At 56.8% G+C, this 18,151-nt stretch carries 16 protein-coding genes; 9 read left to right on the forward strand and 7 right to left on the reverse strand.

The genetic code is table 11. From position 1 onward, the window contains the following. Nucleotides 1–23 precede the first annotated feature (23 nt). From aroE to SH421x_RS07550, 9 genes are all read left to right on the forward strand, one after another. On the forward strand, nucleotides 24–1,559 hold the full coding sequence (gene aroE / locus SH421x_RS07510) for a shikimate dehydrogenase (protein WP_488854799.1): 1,536 nt from the start codon (nucleotides 24–26) through the stop codon (nucleotides 1,557–1,559). A 3-nt stretch (nucleotides 1,560–1,562) separates the two neighbouring features. Further along, nucleotides 1,563–2,096 (forward strand): shikimate kinase, encoded by a 534-nt coding sequence (locus SH421x_RS07515; RefSeq protein WP_488854800.1) that lies wholly within the window; start codon nucleotides 1,563–1,565, stop codon nucleotides 2,094–2,096. 20 nt (nucleotides 2,097–2,116) lie between these two features. Beyond that, a complete protein-coding gene (locus tag SH421x_RS07520) occupies nucleotides 2,117–3,403 on the forward strand; it encodes a prepilin peptidase (RefSeq protein ID WP_488854801.1) in 1,287 nt (428 codons plus the stop codon). Nucleotides 3,404–3,508: 105 nt separating this feature from the next. Further along, complete coding sequence (locus tag SH421x_RS07525; protein ID WP_488854802.1) at nucleotides 3,509–4,030, forward strand: hypothetical protein; 522 nt, start codon at nucleotides 3,509–3,511, stop codon at nucleotides 4,028–4,030. Between the two features lie 68 nt (nucleotides 4,031–4,098). Beyond that, nucleotides 4,099–4,896, forward strand: coding sequence for an OmpA/MotB family protein (locus SH421x_RS07530; RefSeq protein ID WP_488854803.1), 798 nt, complete (start codon nucleotides 4,099–4,101; stop codon nucleotides 4,894–4,896). 135 nt (nucleotides 4,897–5,031) lie between these two features. After that, nucleotides 5,032–5,655 (forward strand): imidazole glycerol phosphate synthase subunit HisH, encoded by a 624-nt coding sequence (gene hisH, locus SH421x_RS07535; RefSeq protein ID WP_488854804.1) that lies wholly within the window; start codon nucleotides 5,032–5,034, stop codon nucleotides 5,653–5,655. 112 nt (nucleotides 5,656–5,767) lie between these two features. Then, entirely contained in the window at nucleotides 5,768–6,493 is a 726-nt protein-coding gene (gene hisA, locus SH421x_RS07540; protein WP_488854805.1) for a 1-(5-phosphoribosyl)-5-[(5-phosphoribosylamino)methylideneamino]imidazole-4-carboxamide isomerase, read from the forward strand. A 172-nt stretch (nucleotides 6,494–6,665) separates the two neighbouring features. Further along, the gene (locus SH421x_RS07545; protein WP_488854806.1) at nucleotides 6,666–8,768 is read left to right on the forward strand and encodes an elongation factor G; all 2,103 of its coding nucleotides are present in this window, start codon (nucleotides 6,666–6,668) and stop codon (nucleotides 8,766–8,768) included. 350 nt (nucleotides 8,769–9,118) lie between these two features. Beyond that, nucleotides 9,119–10,096, forward strand: a complete 978-nt coding sequence (locus tag SH421x_RS07550; RefSeq protein WP_488854807.1) for a serine O-acetyltransferase — start codon at nucleotides 9,119–9,121, stop codon at nucleotides 10,094–10,096. Nucleotides 10,097–10,194: 98 nt separating this feature from the next. Here SH421x_RS07550 and SH421x_RS07555 read toward each other — a convergent pair whose 3' ends face one another. From SH421x_RS07555 to atpA, 7 genes are all read right to left on the reverse strand, one after another. After that, complete coding sequence (locus SH421x_RS07555; RefSeq protein ID WP_488854808.1) at nucleotides 10,195–12,729, reverse strand: YfhO family protein; 2,535 nt, start codon at nucleotides 12,727–12,729, stop codon at nucleotides 10,195–10,197. A 22-nt stretch (nucleotides 12,730–12,751) separates the two neighbouring features. Next, on the reverse strand, nucleotides 12,752–12,985 hold the full coding sequence (locus SH421x_RS07560) for a hypothetical protein (protein WP_488854809.1): 234 nt from the start codon (nucleotides 12,983–12,985) through the stop codon (nucleotides 12,752–12,754). Continuing rightward, nucleotides 12,982–13,518, reverse strand: a complete 537-nt coding sequence (locus SH421x_RS07565) for an FHA domain-containing protein (RefSeq protein ID WP_488854810.1) — start codon at nucleotides 13,516–13,518, stop codon at nucleotides 12,982–12,984. Before SH421x_RS07565 ends, SH421x_RS07560 begins: the two co-directional genes overlap by 4 nt. Before the next feature lie 212 nt (nucleotides 13,519–13,730). After that, nucleotides 13,731–14,123, reverse strand: coding sequence for an ATP synthase F1 subunit epsilon (gene atpC / locus SH421x_RS07570; protein WP_488854811.1), 393 nt, complete (start codon nucleotides 14,121–14,123; stop codon nucleotides 13,731–13,733). Nucleotides 14,124–14,126: 3 nt separating this feature from the next. After that, nucleotides 14,127–15,587: a F0F1 ATP synthase subunit beta gene (atpD, locus tag SH421x_RS07575; RefSeq protein WP_488854812.1), complete on the reverse strand. Its 1,461-nt coding sequence runs from the start codon at nucleotides 15,585–15,587 to the stop codon at nucleotides 14,127–14,129. A gap of 80 nt (nucleotides 15,588–15,667) precedes the next feature. Continuing rightward, nucleotides 15,668–16,549: an ATP synthase F1 subunit gamma gene (gene atpG / locus SH421x_RS07580; protein ID WP_488854813.1), complete on the reverse strand. Its 882-nt coding sequence runs from the start codon at nucleotides 16,547–16,549 to the stop codon at nucleotides 15,668–15,670. 64 nt (nucleotides 16,550–16,613) lie between these two features. Next, nucleotides 16,614–18,140 carry a F0F1 ATP synthase subunit alpha gene (atpA, locus tag SH421x_RS07585; protein ID WP_488854814.1) on the reverse strand — a complete coding sequence of 509 codons (1,527 nt, stop codon included), beginning with the start codon at nucleotides 18,138–18,140 and terminating at the stop codon, nucleotides 16,614–16,616. Nucleotides 18,141–18,151 lie beyond the last annotated feature (11 nt).

Raw genomic sequence — 18,151 nt, forward strand, 5'->3', positions numbered from 1 at the left:
AGCCAAGATAGAGGATTCGACAAATGCCGGTGGAACAGCCCCTCCAAAAATCAGTTGGTACTTCTCCCTCTATGATCTGCGTCAGTATCGGCCGCGGCCGTCACAAACATGTTATCGCCGAGCATCGCCATCTGGTGGAGCTGGGCGTCAAGCTGGTCGAACTCCGTCTCGACTACATCAACGGCACGATCAAGCTGAAACGCTTGTTGACTGATCGGCCTGGTCCCGTGCTGGTCACTTGTCGGCGCGAGCAAGATGGCGGTCGCTGGGCCGGCATGGAAACGGAACGTCAAATGGTGTTGCGAACGGCGATCGTCGCCGGCGCCGATTATGTGGATATCGAAGAAGACATCGCCGCTAGTATTCCGCGATACGGTACGACCAAGCGAATTATCAGCTACCACAATTTTCGAGAAACGCCTGCTGATATCGAAGAGATCCATGAGCGGATGTGCAAGCTCGATCCCGATATCGTGAAGCTTGCAACGATGGCCAACTCGCCGCACGACAACATTCGCATGCTGCGACTCGCGCAGCGAAATGACGTGCCGACCATCGCGCTTTGTATGGGAGACATGGGAACGCCTACGCGCATCCTGGGCGCCAAGTACGGCGTGCCGATCACCTACTCAACCTACTCCAACGAACGAACGCTCGCGCCGGGTCAGATTGGTTTCCAGCAACTGCGCGAAGTGTATGGCTATGAGCAGATCAACGCCGACACCGAATTCTATGGCGTAATCGCCGATCCGATTGGGCATAGCCTCAGCCCGCAGTTGCACAACGCTTGCTTCCGTGAGCAAGGCGCCAATCGTTGCTACCTGCCGTTTCGCGTACCGCGTGAGCATCTCGCTTCGTTCATTCAAGAAGATTGCCCAGAACTGGGGATCAAAGGGCTAAGCGTGACGATCCCGCACAAAGAGACGATTGTGCGTTTAATCAAAAAGCCCAACTCCGCCGTCACCGGTATCGGCGCCGCCAACACAATCTTGTTCGATGAAGGGGGGCCTTCGGGTTACAACTCAGATTGCGATGCCGCGTTGGCCAGTCTGGCGACTGCGTTTCCGAGTGATGTCGCCAACCCGTTTGAAAACAAATCAGCCTTGGTGCTGGGATCAGGCGGAGTCGCCAAAGCGATCGCTTGGGGGTTAAAGAACCGCGGCGTCGACGTGATCATCACCAGCCGAACTGATGAAAACGCTTCCGATCTCGCCAAGGGGTTAGGATGCCGGGCCGTGTCATGGGAAGATCGCGGTTTGGAGAAAGTCGATATCTTGATCAACGGCACTCCCGTTGGGATGCACCCGAATGTCAATGAATCGCCGATCGACAAGCTGCGCCTGCGAGCCGGAACCGTTGTCTTTGATACGGTTTACAATCCTGAGCAAACGCTGCTGATCAAAGAGGCGCGGCAGCGCGAATGTCGCGTCGTAACCGGCGTCGACATGTTCGTGCGCCAAGCGGCGCTGCAATACCAGTTGTTTACCGGCGTTGAGCCCTCACGAGATTTGATGCGTGACACGCTGAAGAAAATCACTGGTGCTGTGAAAGCGAGTTAGCGGATGAATCTGGCCCTGATTGGATATCGCGGCGTAGGCAAGTCGCATGTCGCCCGACTGCTGGGCGAACGTTTGGCTTGGCCGGTCGTCGACGCGGATGTTGAGCTACAACAGCGAGCAGGGCGAACCATCGCCGAGATTTTTGCCGTTGAAGGTGAGCCGGCGTTTCGAGAGCTTGAGACTGCCGTGATCACGGACTTGATGCAGCGCGATGAGCAAGTGATCGCGCTCGGTGGCGGCGCCATTTTGCGACCAGAAAATCGGGCCGCAATTCAGGCCAACAGCTACACGGTTTGGTTGACCGCCGATGTCGAAACAATCATGGCTCGCATCTTGGCCGATGCGGCCAGTTCAGCACAGCGACCCCGTCTTACTACAGCAACACCGCGGGAAGAGATTACGCAACTGCTGCAAGTTCGTGAGCCCTTATATCGAGACACGGCGGATGTGATTGTCGATACGCAGCACCAGACTCCGGAAGAAGTAGCCCGCGAGATCTATCAGTTTTTCGCACCTTTGATCGAGTCGGCGTCTTAAGCCGCAAGGATAACGCTGAATTGAACGCCTGGCTCGCACTCTCGATTGAACTGCGGATGTTGCTTTTGCTGATGATCGGAGCGATCGTCGGCGGCCAACTTAATCGGGCGATTTATCGCTTGCGCTTTCGGCCCGCGAACATCGATCCCTGGACGCCGAAACCTGACAAGGCGCCTCCTCGGTCATGGTTCGATCGCCTGCCGATCTTCGGCTGGCTGTCGCTCAGTCGCGAGGTTCCCCTGCACGGCGGGTACTACTGGATTCGCCCGCTGTTGATCGAGCTATTTTTCGCGCTCTTCACACCCTACTATTATTGGCTGGTAGTCAGCGGCGAGCTTGTTCCGGAAATCGTGATGACTCCAGTATCCGCATTGCAACTGACGTTGCATGCGACGTTCGCCAGCCACATGGTGTTGATCTGTTTGATGGCGGTCGCGACATTCATTGACTTTGACGAACGCCTGATTCCGGATGAGATCACCATCCCCGGATTTTTGCTCGGTTTGAGCTTCGCCGCTGTGCTGCCGATGTCACTGCTGACGGTTCCCGATCCGCCGGTTACTTATGTGCCGGTGAACTTTAATGGGGTCATCGAAGCGTCATTTTTGCGACTAACTACCGGCGCCGAGCCATGGCCTGACTCTTTGAATGGAGTCGCAGGGTTAGTGATCGGATTGGCTCTCTATCTCGGCTGGTGGCTGGCCATCATTCCTAAGCTGATCTGGTTCCGAAAAGGGTGGAAGCGAGCCTGCGATTTTTTTGTCGGCAGTATTCGCCGCTACGCACTGACGCCGTTTTATCTAGGTCTCTTGGCGGTGGGCCTGATCGCGATTACGGCAGTCTGGTGGATCGCCGCAGGCGGAAACTCTTGGCAAGGTTTGCTCTCATCGTTGGTCGGGATGGCGTTTGCCGGAGCGCTGATCTGGCTGGTCCGGATCTTTGCCGGCGCGGCGCTCGGGCGCGAGGCAATGGGCTTTGGCGACGTTACGCTGATGTTTATGATCGGCGCCTATGTTGGTTGGCAGCCGGCGATCGCGATCTTTTTTCTGGCGCCGATGATTGCGTGTCTGTTTGCCGTTGTGCGCTGGCTGGCGACCGGTGATGTTGCGCTGGCGTTTGGTCCTTATCTTTGCTTTGGAACGTTATTTGTCTTTTTGTGTTGGCCCAGCTTTTGGCAGCAATACTCGCCGCTATTGGTTTTGGGTTGGATCCTGCCGGTAATCTTTCTCGCGCTGCCGGTTGCCGTGGGGATGATCCTGTGGCCTTGGCAGATCTTCAAAGAACGCGTGTTGTTTCGCGATTCGTAGTCTTCGTAGGGGCCGCTCTGAACAGACAGCGGACCCTACGCGGATGCGAAAAATCTTCCCTCGTGCGCACTTTTGCAAGCTATCCTTTGGCAGGAGAACTGTCTAATGCTGCGCCTTCCCTGGGAAACAATCACCAATCTGACCGAGAACGCCGATGTGGTGCGCGCCCGTCGGTATGGGGTGATCGTTGCGCGGCAGTCAGAGTTGGCGGCAATTCATTTTCGACCCTGGCCGAAGCTGATTTCTCGGCTAGAGATCGCGACCCTCGGGCGGTACGTTCATCAAAGCAGCCGGGGAGATTGCTGCTGGCTCTACTACAATGCTCCGCTGACAGCGCCCGGTTTTTTGTCACTGGTCTATGTGATCTCAGGCAAACAAACGACCTGGCGCACCTTTCGGCGTGCTCTGGAGACTTTGGACGAAGTCGCGCGACTGCGGCATGCTGCGGCGATTGTGACCGACGTCTCAAATCCGCAGATCTCAGCGCGAAATTTAAAGCGAAGCGGCTGGGAACCTCACTGCGAGCATCTGCCGGGACGCAATTTCATTAAGCGTTTCTACGGCGAATATCGGACTGCTAATCGGCGGAAAATGCTAGCACCGCACGAAACGACCTTGCCGGCATAAAGCACGCTTGCTACGATCCGCCCCACTGGCCAGATTGTCTCAAGTTTCGAACCCGATTTGCCGACACGATGTTCCGCTTTGTCGCCGCCATACTGTTGATCGCATTAGCCGCCGGATGCTCCGGTGACGCCGCGCTGCGTGAACAGGCATTGACCGCTCAGCAGCAACAGCAAGCTCAAATCGCCGAGTTCCAACGTCGAGCCTCGGGGTTGGACGCTAACAATCAAGATCTGCACGCGCAAATCGCGCAGTCGCAGCAACAAGCCAAAATCTTGCAAGACGAAGTTGGCCTGTTGAAAAAGCAACTGCATGACGCCGGCGATCAGCTATCGCAAGCCCAGCAGCAGATTGCTTCGGCCAAGCAAGAGAACACTACCCTCTTGGCGTCGACTCGCCAGCGCGGCGGCGCGATCATCACTCCCAACAACAGTCTGCAACAGAGCGTAACGCAGATTCAAATCTCTGGCGCCCAGGCCCGCGTCGATGGAGATCTGATTCGCATTGAAATCCCGGCCGACCAGGTCTTTATGACCGGCACCAATACGCTGCACCAAAACGCTTATGGAACGCTGGATCAAGTCGCCAACACGATTCGTCAGCAGTTCCCCCGCAATTTAATCGGCGTTGAAGGGCACACCGACAATCAGCCTGCGTCGCCGCCGTTTGCATCGCAGCATCAACTTTCGGCCAGCATGGCCCAGGCGACCTTCGATCAACTAGTTGCCCGCGGGCAAGTTCCGGCTAATCGCATGTTTGTGGTTGGTCACGGCGGCAATCACCCGGTTGTATCGAACGCGACTCCGGCAGGTCAGGCCCGCAATCGCCGCATCGACATCGTCATCTATCCCGAAGCTGCCGGCTCGTAAGGCTGGGATTTTGGCGCCTGACGATTCGGGCCCTTTCTAACTACAATGGACCCTTCGGTTGCCGAACTTTTCGTGCGTTGGCGCGTCTGTTTGGCGTGACCCGTCCGTTTCAGGCGTATTCAGCAGCGAGCCGCGATGATCACGATTATTGACTACCAGATGGGCAACCTGCGCAGCGTGCAGAAAGCAATCGAAAAGGTTGGTCACCAAGCGGTCATTAGCAGCGATGCCCGCGAAATCGCCCAGGCCGATCACTTGATCCTGCCCGGCGTTGGTGCGTTTGAAGATGCGATCGCCGAAATCCGCCGCCGCGATCTGGTTGGCCCGATCCAAGATCACATCGCCGCCGGCAAGCCGATGCTGGGGATTTGTCTCGGACTGCAGATGTTGTTTGATGTTGGTTATGAGGGGGGGGAACATGAAGGGCTGGGAATCATTCCAGGCAAAGTGGTCCGGTTTGCGGTTCCGCCTGAGTTAAAGGTCCCCCACATGGGTTGGAACCAGATATCGTTCCGTCACAAGCCGCCGATCTTTGCCGGGATCGAAGAGCAGACTCACTTCTATTTCGTCCACTCCTACTATGTCGTGCCCAACGACGAAGCGGTGGTCGCGATCGAAGCAACCTACGACCAGCCTTTTTGTGCGGCGATCTGGCGTGATAATCTGGTCGCGACGCAGTTCCATCCCGAGAAAAGCCAGACCAGCGGGCTGCAAGTCTTAAAGAACTTTGCTGAGTGGAATCCTGCGGCGCCAAGCTAGGTGGCAAATACTTGTCGCTGCCGGTTTTGTGTGGGATATTTGAGGTAGCGAAGCCGTAACAGGATTCGCGTGGATCTTTTCCGATAGCTTTGATGTAGAAAGCATTGACGATATGCAGATTTGGCCCGCCATTGATCTTCGCGGCGGAAAGTGCGTTCGCCTGCAACAAGGCGATTACAACCGAGAAACTGTCTTTGGCGATGACCCGGCCGAGATGGCCCAGCGCTGGGCCGATCAAGGGGCCGAGTGTCTGCATCTGGTCGACCTGGATGGCGCCAAAGAAGGTCAGGTTAGCAATCGTTCGGCAGTGGCTGCGATCTTGAAGGCGGTCCAAATTCCGTGCGAGTTGGGCGGAGGGATTCGAGACGAAGCGACCATTCAAACGTTGCTTGATCTCGGCATGGCCCGCTTGGTGATCGGTAGCAAAGCGGTCAGCCAGCCTGAATGGTTTGAAGAGATGTGCCTGCGTTACCCTGGCAAATTGGCGCTGGGGATTGATGCTCGCGACGGCTTGGCGGCAACGGATGGTTGGCTCGAAACAAGCAACATGTCAGCAATCGCACTGGCGCAAAAGTACGAACACCTGCCGATTGCGGCAGTGATTTATACGGACATTGCGACCGACGGCATGATGGCCGGTCCCAATGTTGCAGCGATGGCCGAGATGAAAGCGTCGATTCGCTTTCCGGTCATCGCTTCTGGCGGAGTAACGACGGTTGACGATGTCACCCAATTGGCGACCGCAGGCCTGGATGGCGCGATCGTCGGAAGAACGCTTTACGAAGGAAAAATGACTGTCTCGGCTGCCGTTGATGCAGCGCGAGCAGCCTTTTTATAGCCGAGGAACGTTACGTCAATGATTGTTTCCCAAGCGACGTAAATCAAGGAGCAACACAACCGCCGCACCAATAACTAGACGCAGCATTCCCAGGCCGACCGTGGCGAGTTTTTGACCGCAGCGGCGATCTGCGACTCGCCAAGTCCTCCACCCCTGATTAAGGAGTCTTGGTATGTCTACCCGTCTTGAAGCAAGTGTCCGCGATATTGTGTTATGCGGTCATGGCTCGTCTGGTAAAACGAGCCTGATCGACCGCATTCTTGAAACGACTCACGAAGTCGAAGGCCGCCATCGTGTTGAAGACGGCACCAGCGTCACCGACTTTGAGCCTGAAGAAAAACTGCATCACTATTCGGTCGATGCAGCGCTCGCTCACTTTCGCCATCGCGGGGTTCGCTTTAACTGTATCGACGCCCCCGGCTATCCTGACTTTATTGGTCAAGCCATCTCGGCCATCCACGGCGCCGATACCGCTGTCATTGTGATCGACGCACATGCCGGCATTGCTGTCAACACGCGCCGCGTCTTTGCCGAGGCCCAGCGCGCCGGGCTGGGAAGAATTATCGTCGTTAACAAGCTCGATCTCGATAACGTCGATTATCCCTCCTTGCTCGACTCGATCCGGCAAACGTTCGGTTCGCAGTGCATCCCCTTCAACGTTCCCTGCGCCACCAGCGGCCACTTTGATCGCGTCATCGGCGTGATGGATGACGCCGCCGACACCAGCGGCGCGTTGGTTGATCCTCACCCGTTTCAGGAACAACTGATCGAAGCGGCGATTGAAGCGGATGAAGCCTGGATGGAGCGATACTTCGACGGCGAAGTGCCAAGTCGGGCCGAGTTGGCCGATTTGATTCCTCGCGCTGTCGCAGCCGGTGCGTTGGTTCCGGTCGTTAGCTGCTCGATCAAGTCTGGCGTCGGCTTCGCCGAACTGCTGGACGCGTTGGTAATCTGCTCCGTTCCTCCGTCGCTGATGCATCGCAATGCGCTTGGCCCCCATGGTGAGCCTGTCGAGTTGACCGGCGATCCTGATGGACCGCTGGCCGCGCAGGTGTTCAAAACTCGGATCGATCCGTTTGTGCAGAAACTCTCCTACATTCGGGTCTATAACGGCACGCTGCACAAAGACGACACGATCCACCTGAACAACGGCAGTCGCAAAGGTGTGAAGATCGGACAGTTACTCGAAGTGCAGGGCGCTGAACTCCGCCCGGTCGACACAGCGCAGCCCGGCGATATTGTGGCCGTCGCCAAGATCGACGAACTCCATACCGGCGTGAACGAAGGGGACTTAAAGCTGCCCGAGATCGATTTCCCCGAACCAATGGTCGGCGTCGCGATTCGGCCGAAAAGTCGCAACGACGAAACCAAGTTAGCGGCGGCGCTGCATAAACTGATCGAAGAAGATCCGACGGTCCGAGTGGAGCATGATTCGCAAACGCACGAAGTGGTGCTGCGCGGAATGAGCGACTTGCATTTGTGTCTGCTGCAAGAGCGACTCGCCCGGCGCGATCATGTCGAGATCGAAACGCACGAGCCGAAGATTCCGTATCGTGAAACGATCATGCGAGAAGCGAGCGGTTCGTTTCGACACAAGAAACAAACCGGCGGTCGCGGTCAATTTGCCGAAGTCCATATCCGGATGTTTCCGTTGCCCCGCGGAACCGATCTCGACCAGTTCGCCACCAAGGCCCGTTTTCCTCATATGAAGCATCGGCACTATCATCCGGAATTTAACTTTCTGTGGATTGATTCTGTGGTGGGAGGCGCGATCCCAGGTAACTATATGCCGGCGATTGAGAAGGGTTTTCTGGAGCGGCTGAACCAAGGAGTTTTGGCCGGCTGCCAAATACAAAACCTGTGTGTCGAAGTTTATTTTGGAAAGTTCCATCCAGTCGACAGTTCGGAGACGGCGTTCAAAATCGCCGGCTCGAAGGTATTACGAGACGTCTTTAAACTGGCCCATCCGGTGCTGCTAGAACCGATGGCGGATTTGGAGATCACCGTCCCCGAAGCGTGTATTGGGGACGTTTACAGCGACCTGTCGACCCGCCGGGGTCAGGTCATGGGCGCCCAGAATGCAAGTCCTGGCTACCAGACGGTTAGCGCTACTGCGCCGCTGTCCGAGGTCATGACGTACGCGAGAACGCTGTCGAGCATGACCGGCGGGCAAGGGTCATACAACATGCGATTTAGCCATTACGACGCCGCTCCGCCGAGCCTGCAAGAGACGATCCTGCGTCAGTCAGGACAAGTCGAGGAGGACGACTCGTAACCATGTTTCGCGGCCGACATCCAATCCTCCAGCCGCCGGCAATGCCAGCACCGACGGCTGGACGTCGTAAATCGGGTTAAACTTCGCTAACGTAGAAAGTCGAATAATAATGCGCCCCTTTGTCTTGCATAACCGCTAGGCGTAAGATAAATCGCGTAAGATAGCGTAACTGTCCGGCCGGCGAACCTGCCCCGTTTTCCCATTATTTGGTACGTCATTATGTGCCCCGCTTTGCATGGTTTCTGTTGTCGCTGTTGTTGTTTGAGCTAAACGCCTTCGATGGCCGGGATGTTCTCGGTCGCGTACGTCACTGCCCACAACGCTCTCTCGCCGACACAGGAAACGCAGCCATGGCCTCTGACACCCGACTTAAAGAAGACCTTCCTTCACTGACCGACCGAATCGTCGCGACGTACAAGAAGATTGGCACAATCAACCATCTGGGGCATTGCCCGTTGCCCAACTACGAGATCATCATCTCGGCGCTGGAAGACCTGAAAGAAATCATCTACCCCGGCTATCGTCGTCGCGAAGGCCTGCACATGGGGAACATCACCTACCATGTAGGCGACATCATTGACGGGCTGCATGACAAGCTAACAACGCAGATCGCACGTGCTTTGCAGCACGACGAACGGCTGAAGAAAGAGCGGGGCGAGTGCGACCCCAACGAGACGACTGACTACGAAGCCAAAGGTCAGACGATGGCGATTGAGTTTCTCAATCGTCTGCCGAAGCTACGCGATCAACTATCGACCGACGTCCAAGCCGCTTACGATGGCGATCCGTCCTGCCGTAGTTTGGATGAAGTGATCTTTTGCTACCCCGGTCTCGAAGCAGTCTCCGTCTTTCGGATCGCGCATGAGCTTTACACGCTCGGCGTTCCGTTTATTCCTCGCATGATGACCGAATGGGCCCACAAGCAAACGGGGATCGACATCCACCCTGGCGCGACGATCGGCAACTACTTCTTTATCGATCACGGCACCGGCGTTGTAATTGGTCAGACCTGTGAGATCGGCGAGCATGTCAAGCTCTACCAAGGGGTGACTCTTGGGGCGCTTTCATTTGATACCGACTCGGACGGCAATCTGGTCCGCGGCATGAAGCGTCATCCCACGATCGAAGATCATGTGGTGATCTACGCCAACGCTACGGTCCTGGGCGGACGGACAGTCGTTGGACATAACTCGGTGATCGCATCCAGCGTCTGGCTGACTCGCAGCATCGAACCGCACACCACGGTCCTGCTCGAAAAACCGCGACTTCGCCTCCGCAGCGAAACCCCGCCCGAAGAAATCTCCGAAGAAGTCAACTTCCAGATTTAAGTCTCTTCATAGCCCGAAGCGCAAGCGAGGGAAATGCGGATCGCCATTTTAAACCGGCTGGGAATCGCCAAACGCATTTCCCTCGCTTGCGCTTCGGGCTACGAAGATATGCGGACCCTGCTCCGGATTGCGATCGCGCCCCAACACGTTAGCAACAACCAACCGACGATCGAGATCGCCGCGCCATAGTAAAACGACAGCGGCACATAGCGCAGCGTCACGCGGTGCATTCCTGCCGGCAGCGCGATCGCTTGAAAGACGACATTGGCTCTTTCGGTGGGCGTGATGATCGTAGTGCCATCTTCTAGTTCGATGGTCGCTTGCCAACTTGGATCGTAGTATTCCTGCACAATCACATGACCAGGCTTGGAGAGCGACGCGTTGACTACAATCACGCCGTCGCTAACTCGATCGTAGTCAACTTGATCGACGATCCAAGCTTGCGACAGGCTAGTTTGGTAAGGAGAATCCTGTTCTCCATGCAAGATTGCCTGGCCAGCGGGGAGTTGGATGAATCGCTTGGCGGCGTCGCGCCATTCGTCGCGGGACTGCGTGTTGTCGAGCGGATCGCGGCGATGCTTAGCGGCGATCCAAGCCATCGGCGTGACGTTGGGATACCTAAGTTGGTGATAGGTCGAATCTTCTAAACGGATAAGACCCCCGACCGACAGCAGTTGGCCCATTTGCGGGAAGCTCTGTTGGTTGAGTTCTTCTAGCAGGATCGTATAGTCGGCCGGCGCCAGACTATTGGAAGGAACGATCGAACCAACCTTTTCGAGCAGGTGATACCGCGGAAAGAGAGACTCGCGATCAAAACGCAGCCCGTCTGTTTGACGCTCGCTGGACGTATATTCTGCGAACTCTGGCGGATATCCATTGGAGGAGATCTTGCGATGCCAACGCGCCACTGCTTGATAAGGGAAGGCAATTGCCGGAGACTCCCAGAGCATCGTTGGCGCCGAGGCAACCGTCCAAGCGAGCCCGGCATAAAGATCGAGCACGACAATCGCGATTAGCATCGGAGCGACAACCGGCCGACGACGACGCGAAACGACAATTACTCCCCAAACGCAGAGCGCAGCCAGGATGGCTTGCAACATCCCAAGCTGGACGTCGCTTATCGCCGCTTGTTTATCGAGTGGGCCAAACAGCAAGTTCGCCGGAATGTTGCGAATCGAGGCTACGATCATGCTGCGAAACAAAGTGACGGCGGCAAGCGAAACGCCACTGATTGCGATCAATCCAAGCATCGATCGCGCAAGCCAACGAAAGCCACGCTGCTGCTCAACATCAAAACCGAAACCAACCAGCCAACTGCCGGCCAGCGCCGCCAACAACCACAACTTGGCCGGATAGCGAAAAGACGCGTAGCCAGGGATCAGCACGTTAAACAGCCAATAGAGCCCGGCGAATGGTTCGCCAATCCCAAGGGATTCTTTCGGCCAAAGCCCGGTGTCGTGGCCAATCTCGATCAATAACCAGCCCAGGCCATACCAGCCAAGCGAACCAAGCACGCCGATCACAATCAACGCGATCAGCAGTATTCCAACCGACTGCCGGCGACAACTCCACGCGCCTATCAACGCCAGCGACAACGCCGCGCCGCCGATATACAGCGATGGAGCCCAGACGCGACCTTCGGCTGGGATTGCGTCTGCCCAGCGATGATTTTCGGGATACATCCGGCCGGTAAAGTTGGGCCAGATCAATTCGGGCCAGCGCCAGGGGCCGAAACTAAACTGATACGACTCACGTTCCTGAATTCCCTGCTCGACTTTGCCAAGCAAGACTTGGGCTGATGGCTGCTTGCCGCTTAAGCTTTGACTTGCGTATTCATAAACTGTCCGCGGTTGCTCGACCAAGGCGCGCCGACTGCGAGCCGCCCACTGGACCGTCGGCAAGATCTGCACAGCCGAGACCGCTGCCGCCAACAAAATCCCGGCTGCTAGTCCGTTGCCGCGACGCAGGAAGAGCAGGGGAGTTCGCAACAAGCGACCATGCAACCAAACAAAATAGCCGGCGGCGACCAGCGCGATATGGAACGCCGCTTGCGGATCGCCCCCCAAGATCATCATCGCCAGGCTCATCGCAAACAGCGGCGCGGCGGTTGGCTTGTTGACTTCTCGCGCGATACGAATCCCGCTGTACAAGGCCAACGGCGCCCAAGCGGCGCCCACCAAAAAGATCACATTGGCGTGCGTTGCGATGACGTATCCGCCAAAGCTGTAGCTGATCGCGGCCAACACGGCGCCGAACCGCGAGACGCCTAACCGCCGAGTTACGTTATAGGTGCTCAGATAGGCCAGCGCAAAGTGCAGGATAACATACCAACGCAGCGCCGCCGCAAACGAAATCGGTAGCGTAAACAACAACTTGCCGGGGTAGAAGACGCTGGCCGATGGTTCGGCCAAAAGCGGCATGCCGACGCCGTCGTAGGGATTCCAAAGCGGAAGCTGTCCGGCGCCCCACACCGATTGGATATGCGAGAAGAGCGGATAGTAGAAATGCGCTGCGTCGCGAAAGACAAAGCTTTCGTCCCCCAACACCGCAGGTCCGAAGAACAATATCAGCAGCGACGCCAGCGGTAGCAGCGGCAATACAGCGAGACGGAAGCGGCGAGCGCGACTGGACATGCCGCTAGTTTAGCATGTAGAGTTAGACGACAAGAAGTCGGGCGTATTCTTCCCGCAGTTGATTGCGCAGCAGATCAACTCGCGCAGAGATAACTACGCTACGGGGCGTCGTTTTTGAATTCGCTCCGTCTTGAAAGTCGGATGTGCGAACGCCTGGCGATGCGAACGGTCGATCGATATCGATCCAGCCGGCGAAGTTTCGCTCGGCTGCGACAGGCGATACAAATCGTTGCTCTCCGGCAATACGAGGTTTCATGCGGTGGCGCGTCTCCAATGGGACGGGATGATTTCCTCAACAAATTGATCGCCAAATAGATTCTGCTTGACTTGGCTAATCAATTTTTCAACCGCTGTACGTGCGGCTTCTTCGGTTGCTTGCGCGTGGCCGACTTGCTGCTTCAGCGTGCGGCGATTCTCTTTCGCACCGCCTCCGCTGGCGATGGCCAGTTGAAATTCGTAAGGACCGCAGCGGATTCGATCTCCGTTGGCGATCTTGCCGTCCGAGAACTGCTCACCGTTGACGGTCAACTCGGGACCTGCGCCCAGCCAACGAAGCGTCAATTGCGAGCCGCGATGATATATATAGGCGTACGACTCAGGAAACTGCGGGTCTCCGAGGACCAGATCGCAATCGTTGCCAGAGCCGATCAAAAAAAGCGGAGCCGTCACGGGACGACTCGGCTTGTCGGCTCGCCCGCGGCGAATCAGCAGCTCCGCCTGAAGGCGCGCAGGACGACGATGAGCGCCTTGCAGGGTGTTGGCAGTATGAAGTTCGTATTTCGCAGTCATAATGCGTCCGATCAGCTCAACTTATCAGCCAGTCGGAATCACCAAGCAGGGGCGGCGATTCACTGACTCTCTAAGAAATTGATCGGACGTAACGCAGGCCGCAAATTACCGAGAATTCGCGCAGACGCGAATCTTACCAAGGGACGGAAACGAACCCGACCGGTTGGTGAAGTTAGTGAGAGTTTGCGGCTCGCGTTTGCTAGCAGAGGATGCTAGTTTTGTGAAATCCGGATCTGAGCTCGCGCTTGAGCGACCTTTCGCTCGCGAATCGCGAGCAGATCATCCGTGGTCGCCGGATGTTGCATCGCTTCTTGCAGGAGCTTTTCGGCTTCGACCTTTGAAACCTGCTCGACCGGAATCGCTTTGCCGGTCAGAACGTTGATTTCGTTGTTAGCGACTTGGACAAAACCGCCGTCCACGTAGTAACGGATCGTCGAGCCGCCGCTCACGATGCGCATTTCGCCGTAGCCCAGACGACCAATCATCGGGCTATGCAAAGGCGCAATGCCGATTTCGCCGTCGAACAACGGCAACGCGACGAAGTCGGCGGTCGTTTCGAGCGCCGTAGCTTCGGGCGTGACGACGATGCATTTGAGCTGCGGCATCGGTTACTTCTTTCCCTTCTTGGCCATCTCTTTGGCCTGCTCTTCCGCTTGTTCAATGGGGCCAACATACATGAAGGCAGCTTCCGGCAGGTGATCCCATTTGCCGTCGCAGATTTCTTCAAAGCTGCGGATCGTATCCGCCAGCGGCGTGATTTCGCCCGCTTTGCCGGTGAAGACTTCGGCCACCAGGAACGGTTGCGACAGGAAGCGTTCGATGCGGCGAGCGCGATGGACGATCAACTTGTCCGATTCGCTCAATTCGTCGACGCCGAGAATCGCGATGATGTCTTGCAGTTCGCGATAACGCTGTAGCGTGGTTTGCACGCGGCGAGCGATCGCATAGTGCCGAGCACCCACATATTGCGGATCGAGAATCCGGCTGGACGAAGCCAACGGATCGACCGCCGGGTAAATACCCTTTTCCGAAATCGAACGTTCAAGATAAATGAACGCGTCGAGCTGACCAAACGCCGTCGCCGGCGCCGGGTCGGTCGGATCGTCCGCCGGCACATAAACCGCTTGCACCGAGGTAATAGCGCCCGATTTGGTCGAAGCGATACGCTCTTGCAGACCGCCCATTTCGGTCGCCAACGTCGGCTGGTAACCGACCGCCGAAGGCATACGACCCAAGAGGGCCGACACTTCCGAACCTGCTTGCGAGAAGCGGAAAATGTTGTCAACAAACAGCAGAGTATCGGCGCCGGTCGAGTCACGGAAGTACTCGGCCATTGTCAAAGCCGACAACGCGACACGCAGACGTGCGCCCGGCGGTTCGTTCATCTGACCGAACACCATGCAGGTTTGTTCGATAACTTTACGTCCGGTCTGACCGATTTCGGTCTCTTGCATTTCGAGCCACAGGTCGGTTCCTTCGCGGGTGCGTTCACCGACGCCTGCGAATACCGAGTAACCACCGTGAGCCGAAGCGATACGAGCAATCAGCTCGGTCAGAATCACGGTCTTCCCGAGACCGGCCCCGCCGAACAGACCCGCTTTACCACCGCGAACAAACGGGGTGAGCAAGTCGATCACCTTAATACCGGTTTCGAACACTTCGGTGCTGGTCGACAGCTCAGAGACCGGCGGAGCACTGCGGTGAATCGGCAGAAAATCGTCTGCTTCGATCGGGCCGCGACCATCGATCGTTTCGCCCAGCACGTTGAAGACGCGTCCCAGCGTGGCCTTGCCGACAGGCACCGTGACCGGTTTGCCCTGATCGACGCAAGCCTGGCCACGCATCATGCCTTCGGTGCTGCCGAGCGCGACGCAACGCACGCGACCGCCGCCGAGGTGCTGTTGCACTTCACCGGTTAGGTTAAGGTGCACCCCTTTGTGATCACTGGTGATCTTCACGGCGTTGTAGATCGCCGGCAGGTTCGATTCGGGAAATTCCGCGTCGAACGTAGAGCCGATCACCTGGGTAACGCGGCCGACACTTTGACCCGGTTCGATTGCAGTCGCCATATCGCTATCTTTTGCTTTTGAATTATGGTTGTGGTGCTCACGACGTAACGCACGCGACAACGCAGTTGCAGGAATGCAGCCTAGTTGTTGAGCGCTTCAACGCCGCCGATGATTTCCATGATTTCGTTGGTAATCCGTCCCTGACGGGCGCGGTTGTATTCCCGTGACAGCTGCTTGATCAAGTCCGACGCGTTCTCGGTCGCAGACTTCATCGCCACCATGCGAGCAATCTGTTCGCTGACCGCAGAGTCGAGGAAGCACTTGAACAGCTTGACTTTGAAACTGGTCGGAACGACCTCTTCCAAAATGCTTTGGGCCGACGGGAAAAATTCGTACATCGATTCTTCGGAAGGCTCCTCGTTACCGACTCCGTCCAGCGAGCCCAGCGGCAACAAAGTCTCGATCACCGGGATCTGCTTGCTGCTGGAGACGAACTTCGTATAGGAGACATCCAGCCGATCCAGCTTGCCGGACGCGAACTCTTGCAAGTAGCGATTGGCGATGACTTCGACTTCTTCGTAACGCGGCTTGTCTTCAAAATGGGTGTAAGCCTGGTCTGCTTCTAGCTTGCGCTGCGAGCGAAACAGGCCAATCCCCTTCTTGCCGGCAATCTCTAGACGTAGCTTGCTGAACTCTTTTTTCAGATCGACAACATGCGGGAAGGTCGCACGGCAGAGACCGCCGTTGTAACCACCACACAAACCGCGATTGGAGGTCAGCACTAGCAACGTCGCGTTCTCTTGCTTGTCATGCTGTTGCAAGAGCGGATGCTTAAAGTCCAGATTCGACGCGGTCAGGTCCTTCACGATCTGCGTAATGCGATCGGTGTAGGCGGTCGCCGCCGCGGCACGATCCATCGCCTGCTTGTATCGCGCAGTAGCGATCAATTCCATCGTCCGCGTGATCTTGCGAATGTTGCGGACCGACTTGCGGCGTTTATCAAGTGCTCGTGGGTTAGCCATATCGCGTTTATTTCGTCAGCAGGATTTGGCGGGAGAAAGTTCCCAAACGATGATCGGTCGCAGCTTAAAACTCTTCTTGCTTGGTCGGCACGAAGGTCGCTTGGAAGCTGCTAATCGTTTGTTCGATGCTCTCCGTGATCTCTGAGGTCAGGTCTTTCGCTTCCGCCAGCTTGTTCCACAGATCGCTATGTTTGGCGTGGATAAAGTCAAGGTACTCACGTTCCCAGCGGAGCACGTCGACACGCGGAATTTCGTCCAAGTGCCCTCGGGTGCCGGCGTAAATACTGAAGACCTGATCGGTCACGTTCATGGGTGCGTACTGACCCTGCTTCAGCAACTCGACCATGCGATAACCACGATCGAGACGTGACTGAGTCGCTGGATCCAGTTCGGTACCAAGCTGTGCAAAGGCTTCCAATTCGCGGAAGGACGCCAAGTCGAGACGCAAACCGCCGGCGACCTTCTTCATCGCTTTGATCTGGGCGTTACCACCAACGCGTGAAACCGAAATACCTGCGTTCATGGCCGGACGTTGGCCAGCGAAGAACAAGTCAGGCTGCAGATAAATCTGGCCATCGGTAATCGAGATCACGTTGGTCGGAATATAGGCCGAAACTTCGCCTTCGAGCGTTTCGATGATCGGCAATGAAGTGAGCGAACCGCCACCCAGCGCGTCGCTTAGTTTTGAAGAACGTTCTAGCAAGCGGCTATGGCAGTAAAACACGTCGCCCGGGTACGCCTCGCGGCCCGGCGGACGTCGCATCAACAGCGACAGTTCGCGATAGGCGACCGCTTGCTTCGACAAGTCGTCGTACACAATCAGCGCGTGTTGCCCGTTGAACATAAAGTACTCGGCCATCGCGGTGCCCGAGTAAGGCGAAACGTATTGCAACGGCGCCGGAGCGCTGGCGCCGGCGACAATCACGGTGGTGTATTCCATCGCGCCATGCTGACGCAGGACTTCGACCACGGCGGCGACCGAAGAGTCTTTCTGGCCCACCGCGACGTAAAAGCATTTTACGCCGGTATCTTTTTGATTCAGGATCGCGTCGAGAGCGATCGCCGTTTTGCCGGTCTTACGGTCGCCGATGATCAACTCGCGTTGACCGCGGCCGATTGGCGTCATCGCGTCAATCGCTTTGATACCGGTCTGCATCGGCTCGGTAACCGGCTTGCGTTCAGACACGCCTGGCGCCAGGAATTCAACGGGACGCGATTCGGTCGTTTGGATCGGGCCCATGCCGTCGAGCGGGTTACCCAGCGGATCGACCACACGCCCTAACACGGCATTGCCGACCGGAACCGACAACAGTTTGCCGAGCGCCTTGACTTCGTCTCCCTCTTTGATGCCGAGGTAGTCGCCCAGGATGATCACGCCGACGCTGTTTTCTTCCAGGTTGAACGCCAGGCCGTTGACGCCGCCGGGAAATTCAACCATTTCACCGGCCATGATTCCGGATAGGCCGTAGACGCGTGCGATGCCGTCGCCGACTTCCAGCACGGTGCCGACTTCACGCACATCGATTTGCGATTCGTACTGTTGGATCTCTTGCTGGATGATCGAAGCGATCTCGTCCGCATTAAATTTCATGGAACTACCGT

The organism is Blastopirellula sp. SH421, from assembly GCF_057808535.1.